The organism is Ensifer sp. Root142, from assembly GCF_001426785.1.
Lineage (GTDB): Bacteria > Pseudomonadota > Alphaproteobacteria > Rhizobiales > Rhizobiaceae > Ensifer > Ensifer canadensis.
Window position 1 is genome coordinate 157,751 of record NZ_LMFK01000012.1, and the last position, 22,700, is coordinate 180,450.

Below are 22,700 nucleotides of genomic sequence, written 5' to 3' on the forward strand. Positions count from 1 at the left end.
CGCAACGGCCAATTCATGCGCCGCTCATGGAGAATTTCCGCGCAAAGTTTTACCTCCGCGACAAAGACTGTCCGGATTGCGCAAAGGCTGTCGAAGAGTGATTTTCAGGGTCGTTGCCCGCTGAAAGGGCGCTTTCGGCACAGCAGGAACGGAAAGCCTCGCCGTTCAAACCAGGTCGCGCGACGGGCGTCAAAGTCTGCCCGGAAAAGTGTGCAGCTATTTGCGATAACGACATCGGCAAAAGCGAGAGCTTTGAAGTGCGGCAATCGAACGATCGCAACGCACTTCAAGATCGGATCAGGCCCTTAGATGCGCGGCTCGACTTCCGAGGCAAGCGGGATCGAGGGCTGGGCGCCGCGCTTCAGGCAGGCGAGTGAACCCGCCACCGCGGCGCGTCGGAGCGCGTCGGGAAATGCGAGCTTCTCGTCGAGGCTTGCAGCCAGGTAACCGCAGAACGTATCGCCGGCACCGACGGTATCGACCGGGTCGATCTTTAGGCCGCGGGCGCGATGGACCTCGCCTTCGTGCACGGCGATGACGCCTTCCGCGCCCAGCGTGACGATGACTGTGTGGCCGGTTTCGGCGTGCAGCTTTCTCATTGCCTCTTCGCGTTCGTGACCTTCGATCCCGGTCTTGCCGGCCAAAAGTTCGAACTCCGTCTCGTTGGCGATGACGATATCGGCCAGCCGGCCGAGGCGGGCCGCTTCCGGGGTCAGGGGCGCGATATTGATGACGGAGCGAATGCCCTTGCGCCGGGCTTCCGAGAGCGCCTTTTCCACCGACGCTGCCGGTATCTCCAGCTGCAGCATCAGGGTGTCGCCGGCGTTCAGGCCACCAACGGCGGCAACTGCATCGGCTTCGTTGACCGTTGCGTTGGCGCTGGCAACGACGACAATGACATTCTCGCCTTCACCGCCGACGAGGATATGGGCCGTGCCCGTCGGCTCCTCGACGGTTTTGGTCAAGGACAGGTCGGCGCCGGCCTCCCGCAGCAATTCGAGCGCGCCGTCGGCAAAGCTGTCCGAGCCGACGGCGCCGGCCATGTGAACGATGGCGCCGGCACGCCGTGCGGCCAGCGCCTGATTGGCGCCCTTGCCACCGGCGGCAGTCGAAAAGCCCGAGCCGGCAACGGTTTCGCCCGGCTTCGGCAGACGCGCGGTCGTGGCGATCAGGTCCATATTGATGGACCCAAAAACAGTGATCATGTGAAGATGTCCCGTCGAATTGCTGATTTTGGCCGGAGAGTGCCCGAGACCGTCAGTCCTCGTCAACCACCCTGAGGCGCAATTGCCCGACGCGATTGTCGACGGCATGGCGCGGTTCTTCCGGTCGTGCCGCACCTTCCGCCTCAAGTTCCAGCGCTTCGATCTTGGCGCCGCGGCGGGAAAGCTTGCCCGAGGAGATGAGGATCTCTTCGACATCCTTCTGGCTCATGGCGAAGTGACCCTGCAGCTTGCGGACCCGTTCGTCGAGGCGCGTCAAGTCCTCCATCAGCCGCCCCACTTCCCCCTGGATGAGATGCGCCTGCTCGCGCATGCGGGCGTCACGGAGGATCGACTGGATCACCTGGATCGACAGGAGCAGCAGCGACGGCGAGACGATGACGATCCGCTGGCGATGCGCCTTCTGGACGATCGCTTCGAAATGCTCGTGGATTTCAGCGAAGATCGATTCCGAGGGAACGAAGAGGAAAGCCGTCTCCTGCGTCTCGCCGGGGATCAGGTACTTGCTGGCGATATCGCGGACATGCACCTCCATGTCGCGGCGGAACAGTTGCACCATCTGTTGCCGGCGCTCAGGCGTTGCAGCGTCCCGCATGCCGTTCCAGGCCTCCAGCGGAAACTTCGCGTCAATCACCAGCGGCGGTTGGTCGTTCGGCATGCGGATGGTGCAGTCCGGCCGGGCGCCGTTGGAAAGCGTCGTCTGGAAGGCAAAGGCGCCCATCGGCAGGCCGTCGGCGACGATCGTTTCCATACGCGACTGGCCGAAGGCGCCGCGTGTCTGCTTGTTCGAAAGGATGGCCTGCAGCCCGGCCATGTCCTTGGCCAGCGACTGGATGTTGTTCTGGGCGGTGTCGATCACTGCCAGGCGCTCCTGCAATCGCCGCAGGTTTTCGTGCGTCGCCTTGGTCTGCTCGCTGATCGAGGCGCCGATCCGGTGCGTCATGCCATCGATCCGCTGGCTCAGCGTCTGGTTCAGTTCCGCCTGGCGGCTGCCGAACACGTCGGCCATTGCCGCGATGCGGCCCTGCATTTCCGTCTGCGCTGCCAGCAGCATGGCCATCTGCTCGTGACGCTCGTCGTCGCCCGCCCGCCGCCGCCGCGAAACGGTCATCAGCACGAAGCCAATCGCCAGCACGGCCAGAACCATGCAGAGATGGGCGACAGTGACCGGCACGGTGCCGATGAGAAAAACAGGCTGGTCAAACGAAATTGGCGCAGGTTCCATGCGGCAAGCCTAACAGATTCTTTTTTGAAGACCAGATCAAAACGAGAACATTTACCCGGCGCGGTTAACGGGAGACGACATTGCCGCGATGCCCGTAGCGTGCGCGCCAATTTTCTTGCACCCGGATGGAAAGATCGGTTATGGGAGCGATATGACGATCAAGCCGCTTATCATCCTTCCCGATCCTGTTCTGCGTCAGGTCTCGACCCCGATCGAAACCATCGATGCCGACATCCGTCGCCTGGCCGACGATATGCTCGAGACGATGTATGACGCCCCGGGTATCGGGCTCGCCGCCATCCAGATCGGCGTGGCGAAACGCATGCTGGTTCTCGACGTCTCCAAGGAAGGCGACGAGAAGACCCCGCACGTTTTCATCAATCCCGAAATCGTCGCTTCGTCCGACGCGTTCTCGGTCTATGAAGAAGGCTGCCTCTCCATTCCGGATTATTATGCCGAGGTGGAGCGTCCGGCGGAGGTCACCGTCAAGCACCTCGACCGTGACGGCAAGGAACAGATCGTCAAGGCCGACGGCCTGCTGGCGACCTGCCTGCAGCATGAGATCGATCACTTGAACGGCGTGCTGTTCATTGACCACATCTCCAAGCTCAAGCGGGACATGGTGATCCGCAGGTTCACCAAGGCTGCAAAGACCCGCGGCGCCAAGGCGATCTGATCCCGAGGAAAGCGCCCGCAGGGCGCTTTGTCGTTGAGGGGCTTGATTTGAGGCGCGTAAACCCGTTTGAAGGGGCCTGATTTCAAACGGTCGGAGTATCCGCCTTGTCGCTTCGCATCATCTTCATGGGAACGCCGGAATTTTCCGTACCGACGCTTGCCGCACTCGCAGGGGCAGGTCACGAGATCGTTGCCGTCTATACCCAGCCGCCGCGGCCCGGCGGACGGCGCGGGCTCGACCTGCAGAAGTCGCCGGTGCACCAGGCGGCCGAGCTGCTCGGCGTTCCCGTGCTCACGCCCGTCAACTTCAAGGACGAAGCCGATCGCCAGACCTTCCGTGATTTCAATGCTGACGTTGCCGTTGTCGTCGCCTATGGCCTGCTGTTGCCGGAAGCGATCCTGACCGGAACGCGGCTCGGCTGCTATAATGGCCATGCCTCGCTCTTGCCGCGCTGGCGTGGTGCGGCTCCCATCCAGCGTGCCATCATGGCCGGCGACCATGAGACCGGCATGATGGTGATGAAGATGGACAAGGGGTTGGACACAGGCCCGGTCGCGCTCACCAAGGCGGTGCAGATCGGCGAGACGATGACGGCGGGCGAGCTGCATGACCGGCTGATGCAGGTCGGCGCTAACCTGATGAAGGAAGCGATCGGCAAGCTTGAGGCCGATGACCTGCCACTGACCGAGCAGGCGGGCGAGGGCGTCGTCTACGCCGCCAAGATCAGCAAGGCCGAGACTCGCATCGATTTTGCGAGGACCGCGCGCGAAGTGCACGACCATATTCGCGGCCTGTCGCCTTTTCCCGGCGCCTGGTTTGAGCTCGAGATCGCCGGCAAGCCGGAGCGCATCAAGGTTTTGAACTCCGAGCGCGTGACGGCGGCAGGAACCGCCGGAACGGTGCTCGACGACACTCTCACCATTGCCTGCAGCGACGGTGCCGTGCGGCCGACGCGGCTGCAGCGGGCAGGCGGCAAGGCTCTCAGTGTTGCCGATTTCCTGCGCGGTACGCCCATCGCCGCCGGCACGAGGGTCGGCTGATGCCGCGCTTTCGACTGATCGTCGAATATGACGGCTCCAACTATGTCGGCTGGCAGCGCCAGGACAACGGCGCTTCCGTCCAGGGCGCGATCGAAAAAGCGATCCTGTCCTTGACCGGCGAAACCGTCTCGATCCGCGGTGCCGGGCGGACCGATTCCGGCGTTCATGCCGTCGGGCAGGTGGCGCATGCGGACCTGACGCGCGAGTGGAAACCTCACACGCTGCGCAATGCGCTGAACGCGCATCTGGGCATGGCCGGCGAGGGCGTCTCGATCCTCGACGCCCAGGAAGTCACAGACGCCTTCGACGCACGGTTTTCGGCGCTGCGCCGGCATTATCTCTACCGCATCATCTGCCGTCCGTCGCGGCTGGCGCTGGAGGCGAAGCGTGCCTGGTGGGTGACGAAGCCGCTCGATCACGAGGCGATGCATGAAGGCGCGCAACGGCTCGTCGGCCACCACGACTTCACCACCTTCCGCTCCGTCCATTGCCAGGCGACAAGCCCGATGCGCACGCTCGACCGGCTGGATGTCTCTCGCACCGGCAATCTGATCGAAATTCGCGCCACGGCGCAGAGCTTCCTGCACAATCAGATCCGTTCCTTCGCCGGCTCGCTGAAGCTGGTTGGCGAAGGCAAATGGACGCCGGACGAGCTGCAGGCGGCACTCGAAGCGCGCGACCGCAAGGCCTGCGGTCCGGTGGCGCCGCCCGACGGGCTTTATTTCATGCAGGTCGATTACTGAGGAAGGTAACGTCGCGCGCAGATGGCGCGTGACGTCTGTCAGGTCGGGATAAGGCCGAAGAACTGCTGCAGCAATTCGCCCATCATCATCGACGGCAGCAGGAAAAGCGCCGTCAGCGCCGTGGCCAGCAAGGTCTGGTTTCCGGTAATGATGCGCAGCAGCCGGAAGAGTATGCCGATGCTGACGAAGAGCAGCACCAGCCAGATCAGGCTCGTCAGCCCTTCGCTGCCGGGAATGACGAGGCGGATCGCCGCCGGCACCGCCATCGCATAGGACAGCGGCACGGAAAGCCAGTTGGTGGTGACGACGATCGGCACCACGGCGGCGGCAAAGCCGAGTGGGCGCGCCAGGACGAAGACCAGCACCAGCGGCAGCAGCCAGCTGGCGAGATCGACAACCAGAAGCTTGAAGACGAAGCCGAAGCCGACAGTGGTTCCTGTTGGCATTGCAGAGAGATAATAAAGCCGCCAGGATGCCCAGGTGACGGCAATGGCCGGCAGGCACCAGAGCATCGCTGTAAACGAACGCCACAATCCGCTCTCGCTGAAATCGAGCCAGCGGAAGCCTTCGCCATTGCCCTGGATCAGCAGCCAGAGGCCCTTGATATAGGAAAGAACCTCCTCAAGCAGCGGCATGGCCGAACCAGCTGAAGATGAAGGTTTCGTAGATTTCCGTCAGCGTTTCGAGATCGGCGACGGCGACACGCTCGTCCACCATATGCATGGTCTGGCCGACAAGCCCGAATTCGACGACGGGGCAATAGTCCTTGATGAACCGCGCATCCGAGGTGCCGCCGGTGGTCGAAAGTTTCGGCTGCTGGCCGGTGACCGCTTCGATAGCGCCTGACAGCGAATCGATCAGCGCATTGTTGCGCGTCAGGAAAACGTGGCTCGGCCGTTCGTTCCAGGTGATCTCGTAACGGACCGGGTCGCGGCCTGCCCGCAGAGCGCCGTCCGTTGCCGCGCGGTCGAGGCGGGCGATGATCTCCGCCATCAGGCTCTCGGCGGTCCAGGTGTCGTTGAAGCGGATATTGAAGGCAGCAGCCGCCTTCGCAGGGATGACGTTGACGGCGCCATTGCCGACGTCGATGGTCGTCACTTCCAGGTTCGACGGCTGGAAGTTTTCCGTGCCGTTGTCGAAGGGCGGGTCCATCAGTGCCTGGGTCAGTTGCAGGATGCCGCGCACCGGATTGTCCGCCAGGTGCGGATAGGCCGCGTGGCCCTGGACGCCGTTGACGGTGATCCGGCCGGAAAGCGAGCCACGGCGGCCGATCTTGATCATGTCGCCGAGACGGTCTGGATTGGTCGGTTCGCCGACAAGGCAGGCGTCCCAACGCTCGCCCTTGGCGGCAGCCCAGCCGAGAAGTTTCGTCGTGCCGTTGATCGCAGGGCCTTCCTCGTCGCCGGTGATGAGGAACGAAACCGAGCCCTTGGGGACCCCATGCTTTTCGATGTGGCGGGCGACGGCTGCGACGAAGCAGGCAATGCCGCCCTTCATGTCGACCGCGCCGCGGCCATACATTTCGCCGCCGGCGATATCGGCGGAAAACGGACCGTGGGTCCACGCGCCGTCGTCGCCGACCGGCACCACGTCGGTATGGCCGGCAAACATCAGATGCGGGCCGTCGCTGCCGAGCCGGGCATAGAGGTTCTCGATATCGGGCGTACCCGCGTCTTTGGCCGTGACCCGGTCGACGGCAAAGCCGAGCGGCTTGAGCATGGCTTCAAGCGCTGAGTGCGCGCCGCCTTCGGCAGGGGTAACGGAGGGGCAACGGATGAGGGTGGCGAGATTGGCGATCGGATCGGTCGAGGTCATGTAGCGATATGCCGTCTGCGTGGCGCTGGGGCCAATGGGATTGAGGGTGCTGGTTTATCCGATCGTTGCGCGGCTGTCACGCAGGATGGGTGTGCAGCCGACGGCTGAGGCTATCCGTCTGTCTTCAACGTAAGCGGGCCGGATCAGATCCGGCCCGCTCAAAGCGCATATGCGGCAAGATTACCTCATTCTCCGGGCGCGAGATGAGGTGCTTCGATATGCGCTCCGGCGTGCTTCAGAGGCCGCTCGCCCGAGAGCTTGCGGATCAGCACGTAGAACACCGGCGTCATGAAGATGCCGAAGGCGGTGACGCCGATCATGCCGGAAAAGACCGCGACCCCCATGGCCGAGCGCATTTCGGCGCCGGCGCCGGTGGAGATCACCAGGGGCACGACACCCATGATGAAGGCCATCGAGGTCATCAGGATCGGCCGCAGGCGCAGCCGGCTCGCTTCGATCGCCGCCTGGACGGCGGTGCTGCCTGATAGTTCCAGTTCGCGGGCGAACTCGACGATCAGGATCGCGTTCTTGGCGGAAAGCCCGACAAGCACGATCAGGCCGATCTGCGTGAAGACGTTGTTGTCGCCTCCGGTCAGCCAGACGCCGGCAAGGGCGGCCATGATGCCCATCGGCACGATCAGGATAATCGCGATCGGCAGGGTCAGGCTTTCATACTGGGCGGCCAGCACGAGATAGACCAAGAGCAGCGCCAGCGGGAAGACGAGCATGCCCGAATTGCCGGCAAGAATCTGCTGATAGGTCAAATCCGTCCACTCGAATGCGATACCGGGCGGCAGCGTTTCCGCGGCGATCTTCTCGATCGCGGCCTGAGCCTGGCCCGAGGAGAAGCCCGGCGCCGGGCCGCCGTTGATGTCGGCCGACAGGAAGCCGTTGTAGCGGATCGCCCGCTCGGCGCCGACCGTCTGCTCGACCTTCAACAGTGCCGACAGCGGGATCATCTCGCCCGATTGCGAACGCACCTTCAGCTTGCCGATGTCGTCGGCGTGGCTGCGGTAGTTTGCATCGGCCTGGACGCGCACGCTGTAGGTGCGGCCGAAGGCGTTGAAGTCGTTGACGTAGAGCGAGCCCAGATAGATCTGCAGCGTCTCGAACACATCGGTCACTTCGACGCCGAGCTGGCGCGCCTTGACGCGGTCGAGGTCGGCGTAGAGCTGCGGCACGTTGATCTGGAAGCTCGAGTAGATGCCAGCCAGCTCCGGCGTCTGGTAGGCCTTGGCAATGAAGGCCTTGGTCGCCTCGTCGAGTGCCTGGTAGCCGAGGCCGTTCTTGTCCTCGATCTGCAGCTTGAAGCCGCCGGTGGTGCCCAGCCCCTGGACGGGCGGCGGCGGGAACATGGCGATGAAGGCATCCTGGATCGCGCCGAATTCCTGGTTCAGCTGCATGGCGATCGCCCCGCCCGAAAGCTCGGGCGTCGTGCGCTCCTCGAACGGCTTCAGCGCCACGAAGACGATGCCGGAGTTCGACGAGTTGGTGAAGCCGTTGATCGACAGGCCGGGGAAGGCGATGGCATTTTCGACGCCGGGATGCTTGAGCGCGATATCACTCATGCGGCGGATGACGTCTTCCGAGCGGTCGAGCGTCGCTGCGTCAGGCAACTGTGCAAAGCCGATCAGATACTGCTTGTCCTGGGCGGGCACGAAGCCGCCGGGAACGGCGCGGAACAGCACGAAGGTGACGCCGAGCAGCAGGACATAGACGCCCATGATCAGCGACTTGCGCGACAGGATCCTGCCGACGCCGCGGCCATAGGCTTCCGAGCTGCGACCGAAGAAGCGGTTGAAGCCGCGGAAGAACCAGCCGAACACCTTGTCCATGGCACGGGTCAGCCAATCCTTCGGCGCATGGTGATTGCGCAGGAGGAGGGCGGCGAGCGCCGGGGAAAGCGTCAGCGAGTTGATGGCGGAGATCACCGTCGAGATGGCGATCGTCAGTGCGAACTGGCGGTAGAACTGCCCGGTCAGGCCGGTGATGAACGCAAGCGGCACGAACACGGCGACGAGCACCAGCGCAATGGCGATGATCGGTCCGGAAACCTCCTGCATCGCACGGTAGGTCGCCTGTACCGGCGACAGACCCTGCTCTATGTTACGTTCGACGTTTTCGACCACGACGATGGCGTCGTCGACGACGATGCCGATCGCCAGCACCAGGCCGAACAGGCTGAGCGCGTTGATCGAGAAGCCGAAGACGTACATCACCGCGAAGGTGCCGACGATCGAGACGGGCACCGCCACGAGCGGGATGATCGAGGCGCGCCAGGTCTGCAGGAAGACGATGACGACGATGACGACCAGCGCGATCGCTTCAAGCAGGGTGTGGATGACCGACTCGATCGAGGCACGCACGAACTGGGTGGTGTCGTAGACGATCTCGTAGTCGACGCCGTCGGGCATGGTCAGCTTCAGCTCGGCCATGGCCTTGTGAACGTTTTCCGAGATCTGGATCGCGTTTGAGCCCGGCGCCTGGAAGACGCCCATGCCGACGGCGGCCTTGTTGTCGAGCAGCGAGCGCAGCGAATAGTCGGCAGCGCCCATTTCGACGCGTGCGACGTCGCCAAGCCGCGTGACCTCGCCGCCGGCGCCCGACTTGACGACGATGTCGGCAAAGTCCTCAGGCGTCTGCAGGCGGCCTTGCGCGTTGACGGAAAGCTGCAGGTCGAGGCCGGGAACCGACGGCGAGGCGCCGATGACGCCGGCGGCGGCCTGAACGTTCTGCGCGCGGATGGCGTTGGCCACGTCGCTTGCCGCAAGACCGCGTTCGGCAGCCTTCTGCGGGTCGATCCAGATGCGCATCGAATAGTCGCCGCCGCCGAAGATCTGTACCTGGCCGACGCCGTCGATGCGGGCGAGCCGATCCTTGACGTTGAGCACGCCGTAATTGCGCAGATAGTTGATGTCGTACTGGCCGTTGGGCGACAACAGGTGCACGACGAGCGTCAGGTCCGGCGAGCTCTTGACGGTCGTGACGCCGAGACGGCGCACTTCCTCGGGCAGGCGCGGCTCGGCCTGCGCGACGCGGTTCTGTATCAGCTGCTGGGCCTGGTCCGGGTCGGTGCCGAGTTCGAAGGTGACGGTCAGCGTCATCAGACCGTCCGCCGTCGCCTGGCTCTGCATGTAGAGCATGCCCTCGACGCCGTTGATCTGTTCTTCGAGCGGCGTTGCCACCGTCTCGGCGATAACAGCCGGGTTGGCGCCGGGATACTGCGCCCGCACGACGATCTGCGGCGGCACGACTTCGGGATATTCGGAGATCGGCAGGCCGGTCATGCCGAGCAGGCCGCCCACGAAGATCAGGACCGAAAGAACGCCCGCGAAGACCGGGCGGTCGACGAAGAAGCGTGAGAAGTTCATTGACGTATCCCCCTTGGGACGAGTTCAGGCAAATCTCCGGCTGTCGCGGCAAGAACACTCGCCACGTGCCGGGATCTGCTAAGTGATGTCTGGGCGGCCAATCCCGCCTCGGCGACAGCCGAAGCGGGTGCCGTCATGTCCTACTTGGTTGCGATCGACGCCGTCGTTTCTTCGACCTGCTGCGGTGCCACGAGCACACCCGGGCGTACCCGCTGCAGGCCGTTGACGACGATGTTCTCGCCGGTCTTCAGGCCGCTTTCGACGATGCGCAGCCCGTCGGAATTCGGGCCAAGCTTCACCTGGCGGTACTCGACCTTGTTGTCGGAGCCGACGACGAACACGAATTTCTTGTCCTGGTCGGAGCCGATGGCGCGATCGCTGATCACGAGCTTTTCTTCGGGCTCCGGTTCGCCGATGCGGATGCGCACGAACTGGCCGGGGATCAGCCGCCCGTCGGCATTTTCAAGCGCGGCGCGGACGCGGATCGTGCCGGTCGCCGCATCCACCTCGTTGTTGATGAGCTGGATATGGCCGGAGATCGGCGTGCCTTCGTCGGCAGCGGTGCCGATCTGCACCGGGATGCGCTCGATGGCGTTGCCGCCGGCCGAGGCCTGGAGCCGGGCGAGTGCAGTGGTGACCACTTCTTCGCTGGCGCTGAAGCTTGCGTAGATCGGGTCGACCGAGACCAGCGTCGTCAGCACCGGCGAAGCGGAGCCGGCGGCGACGAGGTTGCCGGCGGTCACTTCCAGCCGGCCGACGCGGCCGGAGATCGGTGCCTTGACTTCGGTGTATTCCAGGTCGAGTTCGGCCGTGCGCAACGCGGCCTTGGCGGAGCGCACGCTCGCCTGCGCCTCGTCGAAGGCGCTGAGGCGCTGGTCGACGCCGCTCTGTGGGATGGCGCTCGTGGTCACGAGCTTGCGTCCGCGGTCGAGTTCCGTCCTGGCGAGCGCCACCCGCGCCTCGGCTGCTGCGACCTCGGCTGCAGCCCGGTCGACGGCTGCCGCATAGGGCTCGGGATCGATGGTGAGCAAAAGGTCGCCCTTTTTCACCAGTGCACCCTCGCGGAAGTGGGCTTGGAGAATGGCGCCGCCGACACGGGGGCGAATCTCGACGCGTTCGATCGCTTCCAGCCGCCCGGAAAAATCTTCCCAGGTGGTGATGCGGCGCGACTGCGCCTTGGCCACCGAAACCGGCACGGCCGGTGGAAGCGCGGCTGCCGTTTCGGTTGCGGCATCCGCCTCGAAGTGCTGCGGCAGGCCAAGAAGAACCGCGGCACCGCCGGCGGCGGACAATAGGATGCTCAGGCCGGCGCCCCAGAGGGCCCGGCGGGTCACTGTCGATTTCATTTTTCTCTCCTTGCCGGTTGGGAGCCGGCGTTTTTGCTGCTGTCGTCAGCGAAAGGGAAAGGCCGGCGGCCCTGTCGTCCTTGGCTAACGCATCGTCATTTCAGCCGGCTTCGCCCCCGCCTGCTGGAAGAAGCGGGAAAAGATGCCGGTAATCGTTTCTTCCTGGGATGCCCAGGTTTCAGCGTTCACGGTATTTTCCGGTATCCACCCGGCGCGGCCGGGAAGAATATGGGACTGAACGCTCACGCCCGCCTGGCGAAGACGGTCTGCATAGGCAGCAGTCTCGTCGCGCATCGGGCATTCCTCGCTGGTCAGGATGAGCGAGGGAACAAGGCCGGCGAGCCGCGTACAGTGCGCCGGAGCGGCATAGGGATGCGTGAATCCACCGCATTCGCCCAGATACCGTTGCCAGCCTTCGGCGATCGATTGCACCGAACCCTCGGGACAGTATTTGCGAAACGATGCGGTCGCCAGGCACGGATCCAGCATCGGCGACAGGAGGATCTGCCCCTTGAGGTCGGTGAGGAACTGGTCGCGAGCCATCAGCGCCACGCCGGCTGCCACGTTGCCGCCCGCCTCCTCGCCGGCGATGAACAGCAACGATTTTTTATGCGCGAACTGCGGGCAACGCGCACGCATCGAAGAAAGCATGGAATAGGTGACGTCGAGTGCGGCCGGGAACGGATTGAGGCAGGCCGACGCATATTCCGGCGAGATGACGATGGCACCGGCCGCCGCAAGCGCCTTGGCGACGCGTTCGCCGGCTGCGATCGAGCTGCCGACGAAGGAGCCGCCATGCAGGTGCAGCACCACGGGCGGCGGGTTGAGCAGCGTTTCGCCACTATAGACACGTGCCGGGCACGAACCTTTGCCCGTCTGCATCGTCTCTACCGTAAAGCGTTCACCCATCTCTCTTGCCTTTGCCACGGGGTCATCCCACATGAGGCGACAACCCGCCATGATGGGAGAATAACATTGTCTTCTGTCTGGAATAGTCCGTCTAATCCGACTACACTATTCAGTATCTCGAACAATAATGGCTATTGAAAATGGACCAGCTCACGGCCATGCGCGCGTTTCTCCGCGTTGTCGAAACCGGCAATTTCACACGTGCTTCCGCTTCGCTCAATATGCCCAAGGCGACCGTCACCAATCTCATCCAGGGATTGGAAGCGCATCTGCGCACCAAGCTGCTCAATCGCACGACGCGGCGGGTTCTGGTGACCCCGGATGGCGCGCTCTATTACGAGCGGGCCGCGCGCCTCGTGACCGACCTCGATGAGCTCGACGGCAGCCTGTCGAGCGCCCAGACGCTGCCGAAGGGGCGGCTGCGCGTGGAGATGGCAAGCGCCATGGCCAATCTCATCGTTATCCCGGCTCTGTCCGAATTCCACAAGCGCTACCCTGACATCCAGATCGATCTCGGCGTCTCGGACCGCACCGTCGACTATGTTGCCGAGAATGTCGACTGCGCCATTCGTGTCGGCACCCTGACCGACCAGTCGCTGATTGCCCGGCGCATCACCGACATGAGCTTCGTCGCCTGCGCGGCACCCGACTATCTCGACCGTTGCTCGACGCCGCAACATCCCTCCGATCTTTCGAAGAATTGTTATGTCGTCGGCTATTTCCGCCCGCAGACCGGCCAGCAGATGCCGTTCTATTTCAAGCGCGGCGCGGAAGAGATCGAGGTTCATGGTCGTTATGCGGTGGCCGCCAACGAATCGACCACCTATCTCGCCGCCGCCCGTGCCGGCCTCGGTGTCATCCAGGCGCCCCGCTTCATGGTGCGGGAGGATCTTGAGACCGGCGCGATGCGGAGGGTGCTGCAGGACTGGCAAATCGAATCGATGCCGATCTATCTCGTCTATCCGCCGAACCGACACCTGAGCAGCCGTCTGCGCGTCTTTGCCGACTGGGTGGTGAAAGTGATCGCCCAGTCGCAACTCGACGGCGAATAGGCCTATTTGCCCCGCTCGGCGTCGTAGCGCGCGCGCGCCGCGTCGAGAGTGCCGAAATGCGTCTCGGCCCAACGGTCGAGCACCAGCAGGGTTTCGCTGAGCGAACGGCCGACAGCGCTGAGGCTGTATTCCACATGCGGCGGCACGGTCTTCTTGTCCTCGCGAATGACAAGGCCGTTCCGCTCCAGTTCCTTCAGCGTCTGCGTCAGCATCTTCTGCGAGACGTCGCCAAGCCGGCGCATCAGCGCGGCGTTGCGCATCGGCCCTTCTTCGAGCGCCGAGATGATCAGCATCGCCCATTTGCTGGCGATCAGCTCCAGCGCATGCCGCGAGGAGCAGGTCGGGTCGAAGACATCCGGAATGGAGGTGATGGGTGCTTCGAGCGGGTCTGTCGAGATTTTCATAGTTACCAAAAGGTGCGTAATTGCTATCCAGTGCCTACCCTACCAGATTGTTCTCCAGATGGAAATTTCGATGGAGACGGTAATGGCATGGATCATCCTGATAGCGGCGAGCCTGATTGAAATCATCATGGGCCTGGCGCTCAAATATGCCGAAGGCTGGACGAAACTGGTGCCGAGCGCGATCGGCATCGCAGCGGCGCTCGGCAGCGTCTACCTCCTGACGATCGCCATGCGCGACCTGCCGGCCGGCACTGCCTACGCCGCCTGGACCGGCATCGGCTCAGTCGGCATCACGGTGCTCGGCATCGTGCTTTTCGGGGATCCCGTCTCCTGGATGCGGATCACCTGCATCGCGATGATCATCGTCGCCGTCGCCGGCCTGCGCTTCCTCGAAGCCTGATACGGCCAGCCGCCGCAACTGCAGACAAAAAAAAGCGCCGCGATTTGATCGCGGCGCTTTTTGATTTGGGCTGACGCCGTTGCTGCGGCAAGCTTAGCTCTGGCGGTTCTTGGCGTTGTTGCCCTTGGGCTTCGGCTTGAAGCCGCCGTCCTTGCCGGCGTTCGGCTTGGCCTTCTTTTTAGTCCAGGCGTCGCGGTTTTCCGGCGGCTTGTCGTCGGTGTGGGCCGGGGCGGCGGCGTAAGCCGGCTTCTTGTCGAACTTGCGCTTCGGCTTGAAGTCGCCGTCACTGCGTGCCGCATCGTCCGAATAGGGGCGCTTCTTGGCAAAGGCCGGTTTGTCCTTGGAGAAACCTGGCTTGTCCTTGGAGAAGTTCGGCTTGTCCTTGGAAAAACTCGGCTTCTCCTGGCGCTGCTGCGACAGATCGGGAGCGCCCGGCAGCGTCTTCACCCGGATGCCCTTCTCCAGCATGCCCTCCTTGCCGATCGACGACAGGAAGCGCTCGGCTCCATCGGAGGTCATTTCGACGAAGGTCTCTTCCTGCTGCATGCGGATCGCGCCGATGTCGCGCTTGGTCAGCTTGCCGTGGCGGCAGAGCATCGGGATCAGCCAGCGCGGCTCGGCATTCTGCTTGCGGCCGACCGAGAGCGAGAACCAGCTGCCATCGCTGAAATCGGCGCGCGGCGCGTCATAGTCTTCGCGCGGTGCAGACTTCTCATCGCGGCGCGGCTTTGCGCGGCTGTCGCCGACGGCAACCTCGATCAGGTCTTCCGGGGCCGAGCGGCCAGAGCGGAACTGGCGCACGAAGGCGGCAGCCATCTGCTCGGCACCATGAAGCTCGATGAGCGCGCGCACGATCGCCTCTTCGTCTTCGCGGATCGGTTCGGCAAAGCTCGTGTCGGCAAGCAGGCGCTCGTCGTCGCGGCGGCTGACCTCGTCGGCCGACGGCGGGCGGGCCCAGTTGGCGGTGATCCGGGCGTTTTCGAGCAGGCGCTCCGCCTTGCGGCGCTGGCTCACCGGCACGATCAGGGCGCTGACGCCCTTCTGGCCGGCGCGTCCGGTGCGGCCGCTGCGGTGCAGCAGTGTATCCGGGTTGGTCGGCAGGTCGGCGTGGATGACCAGTTCGAGGCCCGGCAAGTCGATGCCGCGGGCGGCAACGTCGGTGGCGATGCAGACGCGGGCGCGTCCGTCGCGCATGGCCTGCAGCGCGTGGGTGCGTTCGTTCTGGCTGAGTTCGCCCGACAGAGCCACCACCGAGAAGCCGCGGTTGTTGAAGCGGGCAGTCAGATGGTTGACGGCTGCACGGGTCGAGCAGAAGACGATCGCATTCTTCGCTTCGTAGAAGCGCAGGACGTTGATGATCGCGTTTTCGCGATCGTTCGACGCAACGGTCAGGGCGCGGTATTCGATGTCGACGTGCTGCTTCTGCTCGGACGCGGTGCTGATGCGCACGGCGTCGCGCTGGTAGTTCTTGGCAAGCGTCGCGATCGAGCGCGGTACGGTCGCCGAAAACATCAGCGTGCGGCGGTCGTCGGGAGACTCCTCGAGGATGAATTCGAGGTCCTCGCGGAAACCGAGATCGAGCATCTCGTCGGCCTCGTCGAGCACGACGGCACGCAACGAAGAAATATCGAGCGAGTTGCGGCGGATATGGTCGCATAGGCGTCCGGGCGTGCCGACGACGATGTGGGCGCCGCGCTCCAGCGCGCGCTTCTCGGTGCGCATGTCCATGCCGCCGACGCAGGACGCGATCGTCGCGCCAGTCTGCTCATAGAGCCATTCGAGCTCGCGCTTGACCTGCAGCGCCAGTTCGCGCGTTGGTGCGATCACAAGCGCCAGCGGCGCGCCGGGCGCGCTGAAGCGGCGCTGGTCGCCAAGCAGGGTCGGTGCCAGCGCCAGGCCGAAGGCGACGGTCTTGCCGGAGCCGGTCTGGGCCGATACCAGCGCATCCTTGCCCGCCAGATCAGGATCGCGCATCGCCTGTTGAACCGGCGTCAACTCGTTGTAACCGCGTTTTGCCAACGCCTCGGCGATCGCAGGCGCGATCCCTTCGAATTCTGTCATCTCTCGTCTTTCGGATTTCGGTTTTCGCGCCGGTAAACGAACAAGACCTTGGATCAGGTCGTCATCAGGCGCCGATTGCCGCGGCCAGCATCTTATCGCCGGCCTGTTCATGGCGCGCTACATACGCGTTCGGGCCCGAAATGTACAGTGCGCCGCTCAAGCGCCGGGTTCATCGCTGGTTTGGCCGAATTCGTTCGGCCCCTCGGTGCCCGGCCAGAGACAGAGCGCGATGAAGACGATGGGGCTCAGGACAGGGATGAACAGGCAGATCGCCAGCGGTCCGGGATAGCCGATATCGTGCAGCCGCTTGATCGCCAGCATGGCGATCGAGAGCGTGGAAACGATGCCGGACACGATCAGCGCCAGCGTCCAGAGCGCCAGCGCGGTCCTGTGGTTCTCGTTGGCGAGCATCTGCGCGACGACGAAACCGCCTATCAGCAGCCAGAAAAGCCAGGACAGGAAAAAGGGCAGGCGGGTGATGCGGCCGGAGGGGCTGAAGAACAGCCAGATCATGCTCGGCCGTCGCCCCTCCGGTGTCATCGGATCAGTCTCGAAGCAGTTCGTTGATGCCGGTCTTGGAGCGGGTCTTCTCGTCGACGCGCTTGACGATGACGGCGCAGTAGAGGTTCGGTGCCGGCTGGCCGTTGCCCATGGTCGAGCCCGACGGCATCGAGCCGGCGACGACGACGGAGTAGGGCGGGACTTCACCATAGGTCACTTCGCCGGTGGCGCGGTCGACGATCTTGGTCGACTTGCCGATGAACACGCCCATGCCGAGAACCGAGCCCTCGCGCACGATGCAGCCTTCAACGACCTCGGAGCGGGCGCCGATGAAGCAATTGTCCTCAATGATCGTCGGGCCGGCCTGCATCGGCTCCAGCACGCCGCCGATGCCGACGCCGCCGGAGAGATGCACGTTCTTGCCGATCTGGGCGCAGGAGCCGACCGTGGCCCAGGTGTCGACCATCGTGCCTTCGCCGACATAGGCGCCGAGGTTGACGAAGGACGGCATCAGGATGGCGTTCGGCGCGATATAGGCCGAGCGGCGCACGACGCAGTTCGGCACGGCGCGGAAGCCGGCCTTCTCGAACTCGTTGACGCTCCAGCCGTCGAACTTGGAGGCGACCTTGTCCCACCAGACGGATTCCCCCGGGCCGCCCCGGACGATTTCCATCGGGTTGAGGCGGAAGGAGAGCAGAACGGCCTTCTTCAGCCATTGATTGACGGTCCAGTTGCCGTCGGCGCCACGCTCTGCCACCCGCACCTTGCCGCTGTCGAGCAGGTTCAGTGCCGTTTCCACGGCGTCGCGCACCGCGCCGCGCGTTCCGGTGTTTACGGAATCGCGGTCATCAAAGGCGGCGTCGATCGTCTGCGACAGGGAGGCGAGGTTGTGGTTCGTCATCGGAATTCCTTAAAGTTCGGCGGTTATCCTGCGAAAGCTCTACTGCATAATTCCGAAAATCGGAATCGATTTAAGGACAAAATTAGGCAGCGACGCGATGTGCGCCCGTGGGTGTTCTGTATCGGCTGGAATGCGCGGCGCCCGAGGCCCGTTCCGGAAAAGTTGGACCGCTTTTCGGCTCGACGCTGCCGGCAGGGCTTGGCAAGCGCGGTCGACTGCGGCATCAGGGGCATTCATGACCGATGAAACAGGATAGGACGCGTCCGCCCGAGATGCCGATTGTCCGGAACGCGACGGGAAAGACGATAGCATGGCACGCATGAAGAAGCGCAATCTGCGCCGTAAGGATGGGGTTTGGGATCCGCTGGCCGATAGCTCGCAGAGCCGGCAACGGGCGCAGACGGTGCCGGTGACGCCGCAGTCGGCCTCTCCTTCCTATCGCCTTGCCTATATCGACGACGATTTTCTCTGCCGCGAGGAACTGCGCCCGGTGCGGCTGCAGCTCGAACTCTTGAAGACCGAAATGATGCTGGAGGAGTACGGCATCAACTCGACCGTGGTGATGTTCGGTGGCGCGCGCATTCCCGAGCCGGGCGGCGACGCCTGGGCCGCCAGGAACGATATCCAGCGCAAGAACCTGGAAGCAGCCTCGGTCTATTACGACGAAGCGCGCAAGTTCGCGCAGATCGTCTCGGAACATTCCGCCAAGCTGCACTACAAGGAATATGTCGTCGTCACCGGCGGCGGGCCGGGTGTGATGGAGGCGGGCAACCGTGGCGCTGACGATGTCGGCGCGCCGTCGATCGGCCTCAACATCGTGTTGCCGCACGAGCAGGCGCCGAACCGCTTCGTGACGCCGGAGCTGTCGTTCAACTTCCACTATTTCGCCATCCGCAAGATGCATTTCCTGCTGCGCGCCAAGGCCGTCACGGTGTTTCCAGGCGGCTTCGGCACGTTGGACGAGCTGTTCGAAACGATGACGCTGATGCAGACCGGTCGCCTGGCGCTGGTCCCGCTCATTCTCTTCGGGGAAAAGTTCTGGCGCTCGATCATCAATTTCGAGGCGCTTGCCGAGTTCGGCACGATCGCGCCGAACGATATCGATCTGGTGCAGTTCGTCGAAACCGCCGATGAGGCCTGGGATATCATCTCCCGCTTCTACGAGACCGTCGATCCGCGGTCGGTGCCGATGGCGAACGGCAGGCGATAGCGCCTCTCCGGTAAACTTGCGAAGCGGTTTCGCTCAGGGGAGGCCATCTTCATTTCCTCCGGTTCTCGTGTATTTTGTGCCCATGCAGAACGACAATCGATCATCAGTCAGAAAAACAATCTCCCTCGCCCTGGGTGCCGCGATGACGCTTGCCGGAGCGATCGGGTTCCTGATCGAGAGCCTTCTTCGTCATTCGGTTTGATGCCGCCCTAAGCCCTGCATCCAAAACCGGAACCAGCGCCAGCAATCAATGCCGGCGAGCCAGTCGTTGAGCCAGCCGCCGCGCCTAGTGCTTCGGTAACGGCAATGCGTCAAAACAAGGATTGTGCATTTCCGCCGCCCTGTTTGACACGGAGCTTTCGACACCGCCGCGTGCCAATCCAGGCGCGCGGCGGTGTCGTCGGATACTCCTTTCACCGGGCGGCGGGAAAGGGCACCGATGGATCAAATTTTCTTGGTGAAGTCGGCGGCGTCGATGACACCGTCGCCGTTCTTGTCACGACGCTTGAACATTTTTTCTGAAGCACTTGCGACCTCGGCAGCGCTCAAAGAGCCGTTGCCGTCGGCGTCGACGCGCTTGAAGGCCTTTGGCCGCATGCCGGGCACCATGGCCGGCCGCGCGTCCTTCAGTTGGGCAAGGGCTGCGTCGCGCTCCTTGCCGTCCTTGCTCTTGGCTTCCTGCCAGGCCTTGCGGGCGTCGCGGAACGCCTGGCGCTTCGCCTGCATCTCGTCGGCACTGATCTGGCCGTCGCCATTGGTGTCGAATGCCTTGAAGTTCGCGGTCATGTGCGCCTGTAACTCGTCGAGTGACACCTTGGAATCGCTGTTGGTGTCCAGTCGCTTGATCATCCGTTCGGCCCGCTGTTCGGGCGTCATCTTGTCTCTGGCGGCAAATGATGGCGCAGCCAATCCGGTAACGGCGACGGCAAGGGCGGTTACGCCAAGGATCAGGGTTCTGTTCCGCATCATGCTTCCTTTCGATCGGGTTATGCCCGAACGAATGATAGGCAGCGTGACGGCGAGCACCAGTTAAACTTTGGTAATTTAAGTCTTTGGCGGGAAAGGGGTTTTTCCCGGGCCAAAATGTGTCGGGGTCAGAGGTCGGCGACCACGCGCCTGAGGAAGCTGGCGAGATCCTCGGTGACGTAATCGATCTGCTCGTCCTCGTCTCCGGACTGCTCCCAGGATTCGGCGAACTCGTATTCGAAGTTGCGCGGCACCAGTAGAACCGTCTTCATCCCGAGCGTTTTCGGAACCAGAAGGTTGCGCGGCAGGTCCTCGAACATGACCGCATTGCGGGTATCGACCCGGTGCAGGCTCATGAACTTGTCATAGGTTTCGCCGGCCGGCTTCGGCGCGAAATCGGCAGCGACGATATCGAAGATGTCGTTGAAGTGATCGAGGATGCCGAGTGCGCGAGCGGTCATTTCCGCATGTGCAACGCTGCCGTTGGTGAAGATGAACTTGCGCCCCGGTAGCGCCTTGATCGCTTCGCCCAGCGTCGGATCCGGCGGCACGATGCTGTAGTCGATCGCATGCGCCTTTTCGAGGAAGTCGCTCGGGTCGATGCCGTGATGGATCATCAGGCCTTTGAGCGTCGTGCCGTGATCGCGGTAGTAGTCTTTCTGCAGCTTCTTCGCGTCCGCCGGCTCGAGCGACAGCAGCGCCGAAACGTAAGCCGTCATGTTACGGTCGATCTGCGAGAACAGATTGACGTGGTGCGGGTAGAGCGTGTTGTCCAGATCGAAGACCCAGTCGGTGACATGGGCGAATTCGTCGTGGGTCGGCAGGCGATCGAGCTTTTTCATGACCGCCTTATGACACGGGTATGGGCGGCCACCAAACGAGAAAATTCACCCCGCCGCACGGGCTACCCTACCGGCGCAGACGTTTCCACTTTGAATTGCCAAAACAACATGGCATCGTTCGGCCGGCGCGGCTTTGACGTAGGGGTTCCGGATGCCGATGTCGGACGAACTGTTTTACCTGCTGTTTCTGTTCGGATTCTACGCGACGACAGTCGTTACCTATTTCGCCCTGGGTTATGGCCTGACCTGGGTCAACGACCGCAATCCCGAGCGAAAGATTCAGAAGGGACGCGGTTCCGACAAGCGCCGCAGGGCGGAAGTCCGCCAGAGCCTGGTGTCGATGTTCAGCGCCTGCCTGCCGCTGACGATCGGCCTCTATGTCCAGCAAAAGGGCTGGGCGCCCGGGCCCTGGACCTTCAATTGGTGGGCGGCGGTGCCGCTCTTTGTCCTGTGCATGTTCCTCTACGATACCTGGTTCTATTTCATGCACCGGCTGCTGCACACCAAGTGGCTGTTTCCACTGCACGCCCTTCATCACAGAAGCGTCGCACCAACGATCTGGAGCACCTATTCTGAGGATTTCTTCGACAACTTCCTCTTGCAGAGTTTTTCAGCCGTCGTCGTTTTCGCCGTCCCGTTTCCGCCGGCGATCCTGATCGGGCACCGGTTGTTCGAACATTTCAACGGCATGTTCGGGCACTGCGGGTTCGAGTATTTCGCCTCATCGACGGCGCGATATCCGTCCCCTCTCTTGTGCACGACGTTCCACGACCAGCATCATTCCGGCTTCAAGTACAACTACGGCAACTACTTTTCGTTCTGGGATCGCGTGCTCGGCACGATCTCGCCGAACTACGATCAGCGCGTGAAGGCCTTCGAAGACGAAGGTCAGCCGCTCACGTTCAGTCGGGCGGTCGACCTGGCGGAAGTTCAGGAAAAGCCGGACTGATATCAGCGCAGGTTGGTATATATCGGCGAGACTGTACGGAGTTCTTGGCAATATCAGGACCCGCGTGCTAGCTCGCAGCCATGGAAACCTGGGTAATCATCACCGTCGCTGCGGCCTTCCTTCAGAATGTCCGCTCCGCCATGCAGAAACACCTGAAGGGCGTCATGGGCACGACCGGCGCGACCTTCGTGCGTTTCGGTTTCGGCCTGCCTTTTGCGTTGCTCTATCTCATCGTGCTCTGGCGCGTGGCGGGCCATCCGCTGCCGGTGCCGAACGGCACATTCTTCCTGTGGGCGGTCATCGGCGGGCTGGCGCAGATCGCGGCGACCTTCCTGCTGGTACACCTCTTCTCCTTCCGCAACTTTGCGGTTGGCACCGCCTATTCGCGCACCGAGCCGGCCCAGGCAGCGCTCTTCGGCCTCATCTTCCTGGGCGAGCGGGCGAGCGAGGGCACGCTGGTGGCGATCGCCATCTCCGTCGTCGGCGTCATGCTGATTTCGGTTGCGCGTACGACGCTGAGCCCGCGCTCGCTGGTCACTTCGGTTTTCAGCCGCACGGCCGGGATAGGCCTTCTCTCGGGCACGTTCTTCGGGCTTTCGGCCGTGGCCTATCGTTCGGCCTCGCTGGTGCTCGCGCCCAGCCTGCCGGCACCGGATTACATGATGCAGGCGAGCTTCACGCTCGGCTTCGTCATCCTGCTGCAGACGGTGGTGATGCTGATCTGGATCGTGCTGCGCGAGCCGGCCGAGCTGAAGCGCATTGCCGCTGCGTGGAAGCCTGCCTTCGTCGTCGGCTTCGTCGGCGCCTCCGCTTCCTTCGGCTGGTTCATGGCAATGACGCTGCAGCAGGCGGCGATCGTGAAAGTAGTGGCGCAGGTCGAGATGCTCTTCACATTCGCCTCGTCCTTCTTCATCTTCCGCGAGTGGATCAATCGTCTCGAACTCCTCGGCTGCCTCCTGATCGTGCTCGGCGTGGTGACGCTCGTGCTTATCTGAACTGTCGCCAAACCATCGCCGGAAAAATAGACGCCCGAAAACCGGCGCCCGTCCCTTCGCACACATGGTAG

The 22,700-nt window shown here is 63.2% G+C and carries 21 protein-coding genes; 8 read left to right on the plus strand and 13 right to left on the minus strand.

Translation table 11 applies throughout. The features are described from left to right. Nucleotides 1–305: 305 nt before the first annotated feature. On the minus strand, nt 306–1,205 hold the full coding sequence (locus ASD52_RS13295) for a ribokinase (RefSeq protein WP_025425719.1): 900 nt from the start codon (nt 1,203–1,205) through the stop codon (nt 306–308). A 52-nt stretch (nt 1,206–1,257) separates the two neighbouring features. Then, the gene (locus tag ASD52_RS13300) at nt 1,258–2,448 is read right to left on the minus strand and encodes a DNA recombination protein RmuC (RefSeq protein ID WP_025425720.1); all 1,191 of its coding nucleotides are present in this window, start codon (nt 2,446–2,448) and stop codon (nt 1,258–1,260) included. 151 nt (nt 2,449–2,599) lie between these two features. Between ASD52_RS13300 and def the strand changes: the two genes are divergently transcribed. The 3 genes from def (at nt 2,600) to truA (ending at nt 4,907) form a co-directional block, all read left to right on the plus strand. Further along, nucleotides 2,600–3,124: a peptide deformylase gene (gene def / locus ASD52_RS13305; protein WP_025425721.1), complete on the plus strand. Its 525-nt coding sequence runs from the start codon at nt 2,600–2,602 to the stop codon at nt 3,122–3,124. Nucleotides 3,125–3,228: 104 nt separating this feature from the next. Next, nucleotides 3,229–4,164, plus strand: coding sequence for a methionyl-tRNA formyltransferase (fmt, locus tag ASD52_RS13310; protein WP_025425722.1), 936 nt, complete (start codon nt 3,229–3,231; stop codon nt 4,162–4,164). Continuing rightward, nucleotides 4,164–4,907 carry a tRNA pseudouridine(38-40) synthase TruA gene (gene truA / locus ASD52_RS13315; RefSeq protein ID WP_025425723.1) on the plus strand — a complete coding sequence of 248 codons (744 nt, stop codon included), beginning with the start codon at nt 4,164–4,166 and terminating at the stop codon, nt 4,905–4,907. The genes fmt and truA overlap by 1 nt, the downstream gene beginning before the upstream one ends. Before the next feature lie 38 nt (nt 4,908–4,945). Here truA and ASD52_RS13320 read toward each other — a convergent pair whose 3' ends face one another. From ASD52_RS13320 to ASD52_RS13340, 5 genes are all read right to left on the minus strand, one after another. Next, a complete protein-coding gene (locus ASD52_RS13320) occupies nt 4,946–5,542 on the minus strand; it encodes a hypothetical protein (protein ID WP_025425724.1) in 597 nt (198 codons plus the stop codon). After that, nucleotides 5,529–6,722 carry a succinyl-diaminopimelate desuccinylase gene (dapE, locus tag ASD52_RS13325; protein ID WP_025425725.1) on the minus strand — a complete coding sequence of 398 codons (1,194 nt, stop codon included), beginning with the start codon at nt 6,720–6,722 and terminating at the stop codon, nt 5,529–5,531. The genes ASD52_RS13320 and dapE overlap by 14 nt, the downstream gene beginning before the upstream one ends. A gap of 185 nt (nt 6,723–6,907) precedes the next feature. Beyond that, on the minus strand, nt 6,908–10,093 hold the full coding sequence (locus ASD52_RS13330; RefSeq protein WP_025425726.1) for a multidrug efflux RND transporter permease subunit: 3,186 nt from the start codon (nt 10,091–10,093) through the stop codon (nt 6,908–6,910). A gap of 140 nt (nt 10,094–10,233) precedes the next feature. Then, on the minus strand, nt 10,234–11,439 hold the full coding sequence (locus tag ASD52_RS13335; protein ID WP_057204285.1) for an efflux RND transporter periplasmic adaptor subunit: 1,206 nt from the start codon (nt 11,437–11,439) through the stop codon (nt 10,234–10,236). Between the two features lie 84 nt (nt 11,440–11,523). Next, the gene (locus tag ASD52_RS13340; RefSeq protein ID WP_025425728.1) at nt 11,524–12,348 is read right to left on the minus strand and encodes an alpha/beta hydrolase; all 825 of its coding nucleotides are present in this window, start codon (nt 12,346–12,348) and stop codon (nt 11,524–11,526) included. A 140-nt stretch (nt 12,349–12,488) separates the two neighbouring features. On the opposite strand from ASD52_RS13340, the gene ASD52_RS13345 reads away from it, so the two are divergent. After that, nucleotides 12,489–13,400, plus strand: coding sequence for a LysR family transcriptional regulator (locus tag ASD52_RS13345; protein WP_025425729.1), 912 nt, complete (start codon nt 12,489–12,491; stop codon nt 13,398–13,400). Nucleotides 13,401–13,402: 2 nt separating this feature from the next. On the opposite strand, the gene ASD52_RS13350 is transcribed toward ASD52_RS13345, so the two are convergent. Next, a complete protein-coding gene (locus tag ASD52_RS13350; protein ID WP_051509149.1) occupies nt 13,403–13,804 on the minus strand; it encodes a helix-turn-helix domain-containing protein in 402 nt (133 codons plus the stop codon). An 82-nt stretch (nt 13,805–13,886) separates the two neighbouring features. Between ASD52_RS13350 and ASD52_RS13355 the strand changes: the two genes are divergently transcribed. Further along, on the plus strand, nt 13,887–14,204 hold the full coding sequence (locus ASD52_RS13355) for a multidrug efflux SMR transporter (RefSeq protein ID WP_025425731.1): 318 nt from the start codon (nt 13,887–13,889) through the stop codon (nt 14,202–14,204). A gap of 93 nt (nt 14,205–14,297) precedes the next feature. Here the strand turns inward: ASD52_RS13355 and ASD52_RS13360 are convergent, their stop codons facing one another. The 3 genes from ASD52_RS13360 to dapD all read right to left on the minus strand — a co-directional run bounded on the left by ASD52_RS13360 (nt 14,298) and on the right by dapD (nt 17,667). Next, nucleotides 14,298–16,265 (minus strand): DEAD/DEAH box helicase, encoded by a 1,968-nt coding sequence (locus ASD52_RS13360; protein WP_025425732.1) that lies wholly within the window; start codon nt 16,263–16,265, stop codon nt 14,298–14,300. Nucleotides 16,266–16,421: 156 nt separating this feature from the next. Then, a complete protein-coding gene (locus ASD52_RS13365) occupies nt 16,422–16,805 on the minus strand; it encodes a DUF805 domain-containing protein (protein ID WP_025425733.1) in 384 nt (127 codons plus the stop codon). Between the two features lie 4 nt (nt 16,806–16,809). After that, the gene (gene dapD, locus ASD52_RS13370; RefSeq protein ID WP_025425734.1) at nt 16,810–17,667 is read right to left on the minus strand and encodes a 2,3,4,5-tetrahydropyridine-2,6-dicarboxylate N-succinyltransferase; all 858 of its coding nucleotides are present in this window, start codon (nt 17,665–17,667) and stop codon (nt 16,810–16,812) included. Nucleotides 17,668–17,977: 310 nt separating this feature from the next. Between dapD and ASD52_RS13375 the strand changes: the two genes are divergently transcribed. Beyond that, nucleotides 17,978–18,877: an LOG family protein gene (locus ASD52_RS13375; RefSeq protein ID WP_025425735.1), complete on the plus strand. Its 900-nt coding sequence runs from the start codon at nt 17,978–17,980 to the stop codon at nt 18,875–18,877. 444 nt (nt 18,878–19,321) lie between these two features. On the opposite strand, the gene ASD52_RS13380 is transcribed toward ASD52_RS13375, so the two are convergent. Both ASD52_RS13380 and ASD52_RS13385 read right to left on the minus strand, forming a co-directional pair. Continuing rightward, nucleotides 19,322–19,843 carry an EF-hand domain-containing protein gene (locus ASD52_RS13380; RefSeq protein WP_158071680.1) on the minus strand — a complete coding sequence of 174 codons (522 nt, stop codon included), beginning with the start codon at nt 19,841–19,843 and terminating at the stop codon, nt 19,322–19,324. A gap of 128 nt (nt 19,844–19,971) precedes the next feature. Beyond that, nucleotides 19,972–20,685: a pyrimidine 5'-nucleotidase gene (locus tag ASD52_RS13385; RefSeq protein WP_082571813.1), complete on the minus strand. Its 714-nt coding sequence runs from the start codon at nt 20,683–20,685 to the stop codon at nt 19,972–19,974. Between the two features lie 151 nt (nt 20,686–20,836). Between ASD52_RS13385 and ASD52_RS13390 the strand changes: the two genes are divergently transcribed. Continuing rightward, on the plus strand, nt 20,837–21,634 hold the full coding sequence (locus ASD52_RS13390; RefSeq protein WP_225906198.1) for a sterol desaturase family protein: 798 nt from the start codon (nt 20,837–20,839) through the stop codon (nt 21,632–21,634). An 80-nt stretch (nt 21,635–21,714) separates the two neighbouring features. Next, nucleotides 21,715–22,629 (plus strand): DMT family transporter, encoded by a 915-nt coding sequence (locus tag ASD52_RS13395; RefSeq protein ID WP_025425739.1) that lies wholly within the window; start codon nt 21,715–21,717, stop codon nt 22,627–22,629. The last annotated feature ends 71 nt before the right edge of the window (nt 22,630–22,700 follow it).

Coding starts and splice junctions, on each gene's coding strand:
- ASD52_RS13330 (WP_025425726.1), bottom strand. CDS start 10,093: ATGAACTTCTCACGCTTCTTCGTCGACCGCCCGGTCTTCGCGGGCGTT.
- ASD52_RS13380 (WP_158071680.1), bottom strand. CDS start 19,843: ATGCGGAACAGAACCCTGATCCTTGGCGTAACCGCCCTTGCCGTCGCC.
- ASD52_RS13375 (WP_025425735.1), top strand. CDS start 17,978: ATGGCACGCATGAAGAAGCGCAATCTGCGCCGTAAGGATGGGGTTTGG.
- ASD52_RS13340 (WP_025425728.1), bottom strand. CDS start 12,348: ATGGGTGAACGCTTTACGGTAGAGACGATGCAGACGGGCAAAGGTTCG.
- dapD (WP_025425734.1), bottom strand. CDS start 17,667: ATGACGAACCACAACCTCGCCTCCCTGTCGCAGACGATCGACGCCGCC.
- ASD52_RS13390 (WP_225906198.1), top strand. CDS start 20,837: ATGCCGATGTCGGACGAACTGTTTTACCTGCTGTTTCTGTTCGGATTC.
- ASD52_RS13345 (WP_025425729.1), top strand. CDS start 12,489: ATGGACCAGCTCACGGCCATGCGCGCGTTTCTCCGCGTTGTCGAAACC.
- dapE (WP_025425725.1), bottom strand. CDS start 6,722: ATGACCTCGACCGATCCGATCGCCAATCTCGCCACCCTCATCCGTTGC.
- ASD52_RS13355 (WP_025425731.1), top strand. CDS start 13,887: ATGGCATGGATCATCCTGATAGCGGCGAGCCTGATTGAAATCATCATG.
- ASD52_RS13335 (WP_057204285.1), bottom strand. CDS start 11,439: ATGAAATCGACAGTGACCCGCCGGGCCCTCTGGGGCGCCGGCCTGAGC.
- def (WP_025425721.1), top strand. CDS start 2,600: ATGACGATCAAGCCGCTTATCATCCTTCCCGATCCTGTTCTGCGTCAG.
- ASD52_RS13320 (WP_025425724.1), bottom strand. CDS start 5,542: ATGCCGCTGCTTGAGGAGGTTCTTTCCTATATCAAGGGCCTCTGGCTG.
- ASD52_RS13300 (WP_025425720.1), bottom strand. CDS start 2,448: ATGGAACCTGCGCCAATTTCGTTTGACCAGCCTGTTTTTCTCATCGGC.
- ASD52_RS13295 (WP_025425719.1), bottom strand. CDS start 1,205: ATGATCACTGTTTTTGGGTCCATCAATATGGACCTGATCGCCACGACC.
- ASD52_RS13395 (WP_025425739.1), top strand. CDS start 21,715: ATGGAAACCTGGGTAATCATCACCGTCGCTGCGGCCTTCCTTCAGAAT.
- ASD52_RS13350 (WP_051509149.1), bottom strand. CDS start 13,804: ATGAAAATCTCGACAGACCCGCTCGAAGCACCCATCACCTCCATTCCG.
- ASD52_RS13365 (WP_025425733.1), bottom strand. CDS start 16,805: ATGACACCGGAGGGGCGACGGCCGAGCATGATCTGGCTGTTCTTCAGC.
- ASD52_RS13360 (WP_025425732.1), bottom strand. CDS start 16,265: ATGACAGAATTCGAAGGGATCGCGCCTGCGATCGCCGAGGCGTTGGCA.
- truA (WP_025425723.1), top strand. CDS start 4,164: ATGCCGCGCTTTCGACTGATCGTCGAATATGACGGCTCCAACTATGTC.
- ASD52_RS13385 (WP_082571813.1), bottom strand. CDS start 20,685: ATGAAAAAGCTCGATCGCCTGCCGACCCACGACGAATTCGCCCATGTC.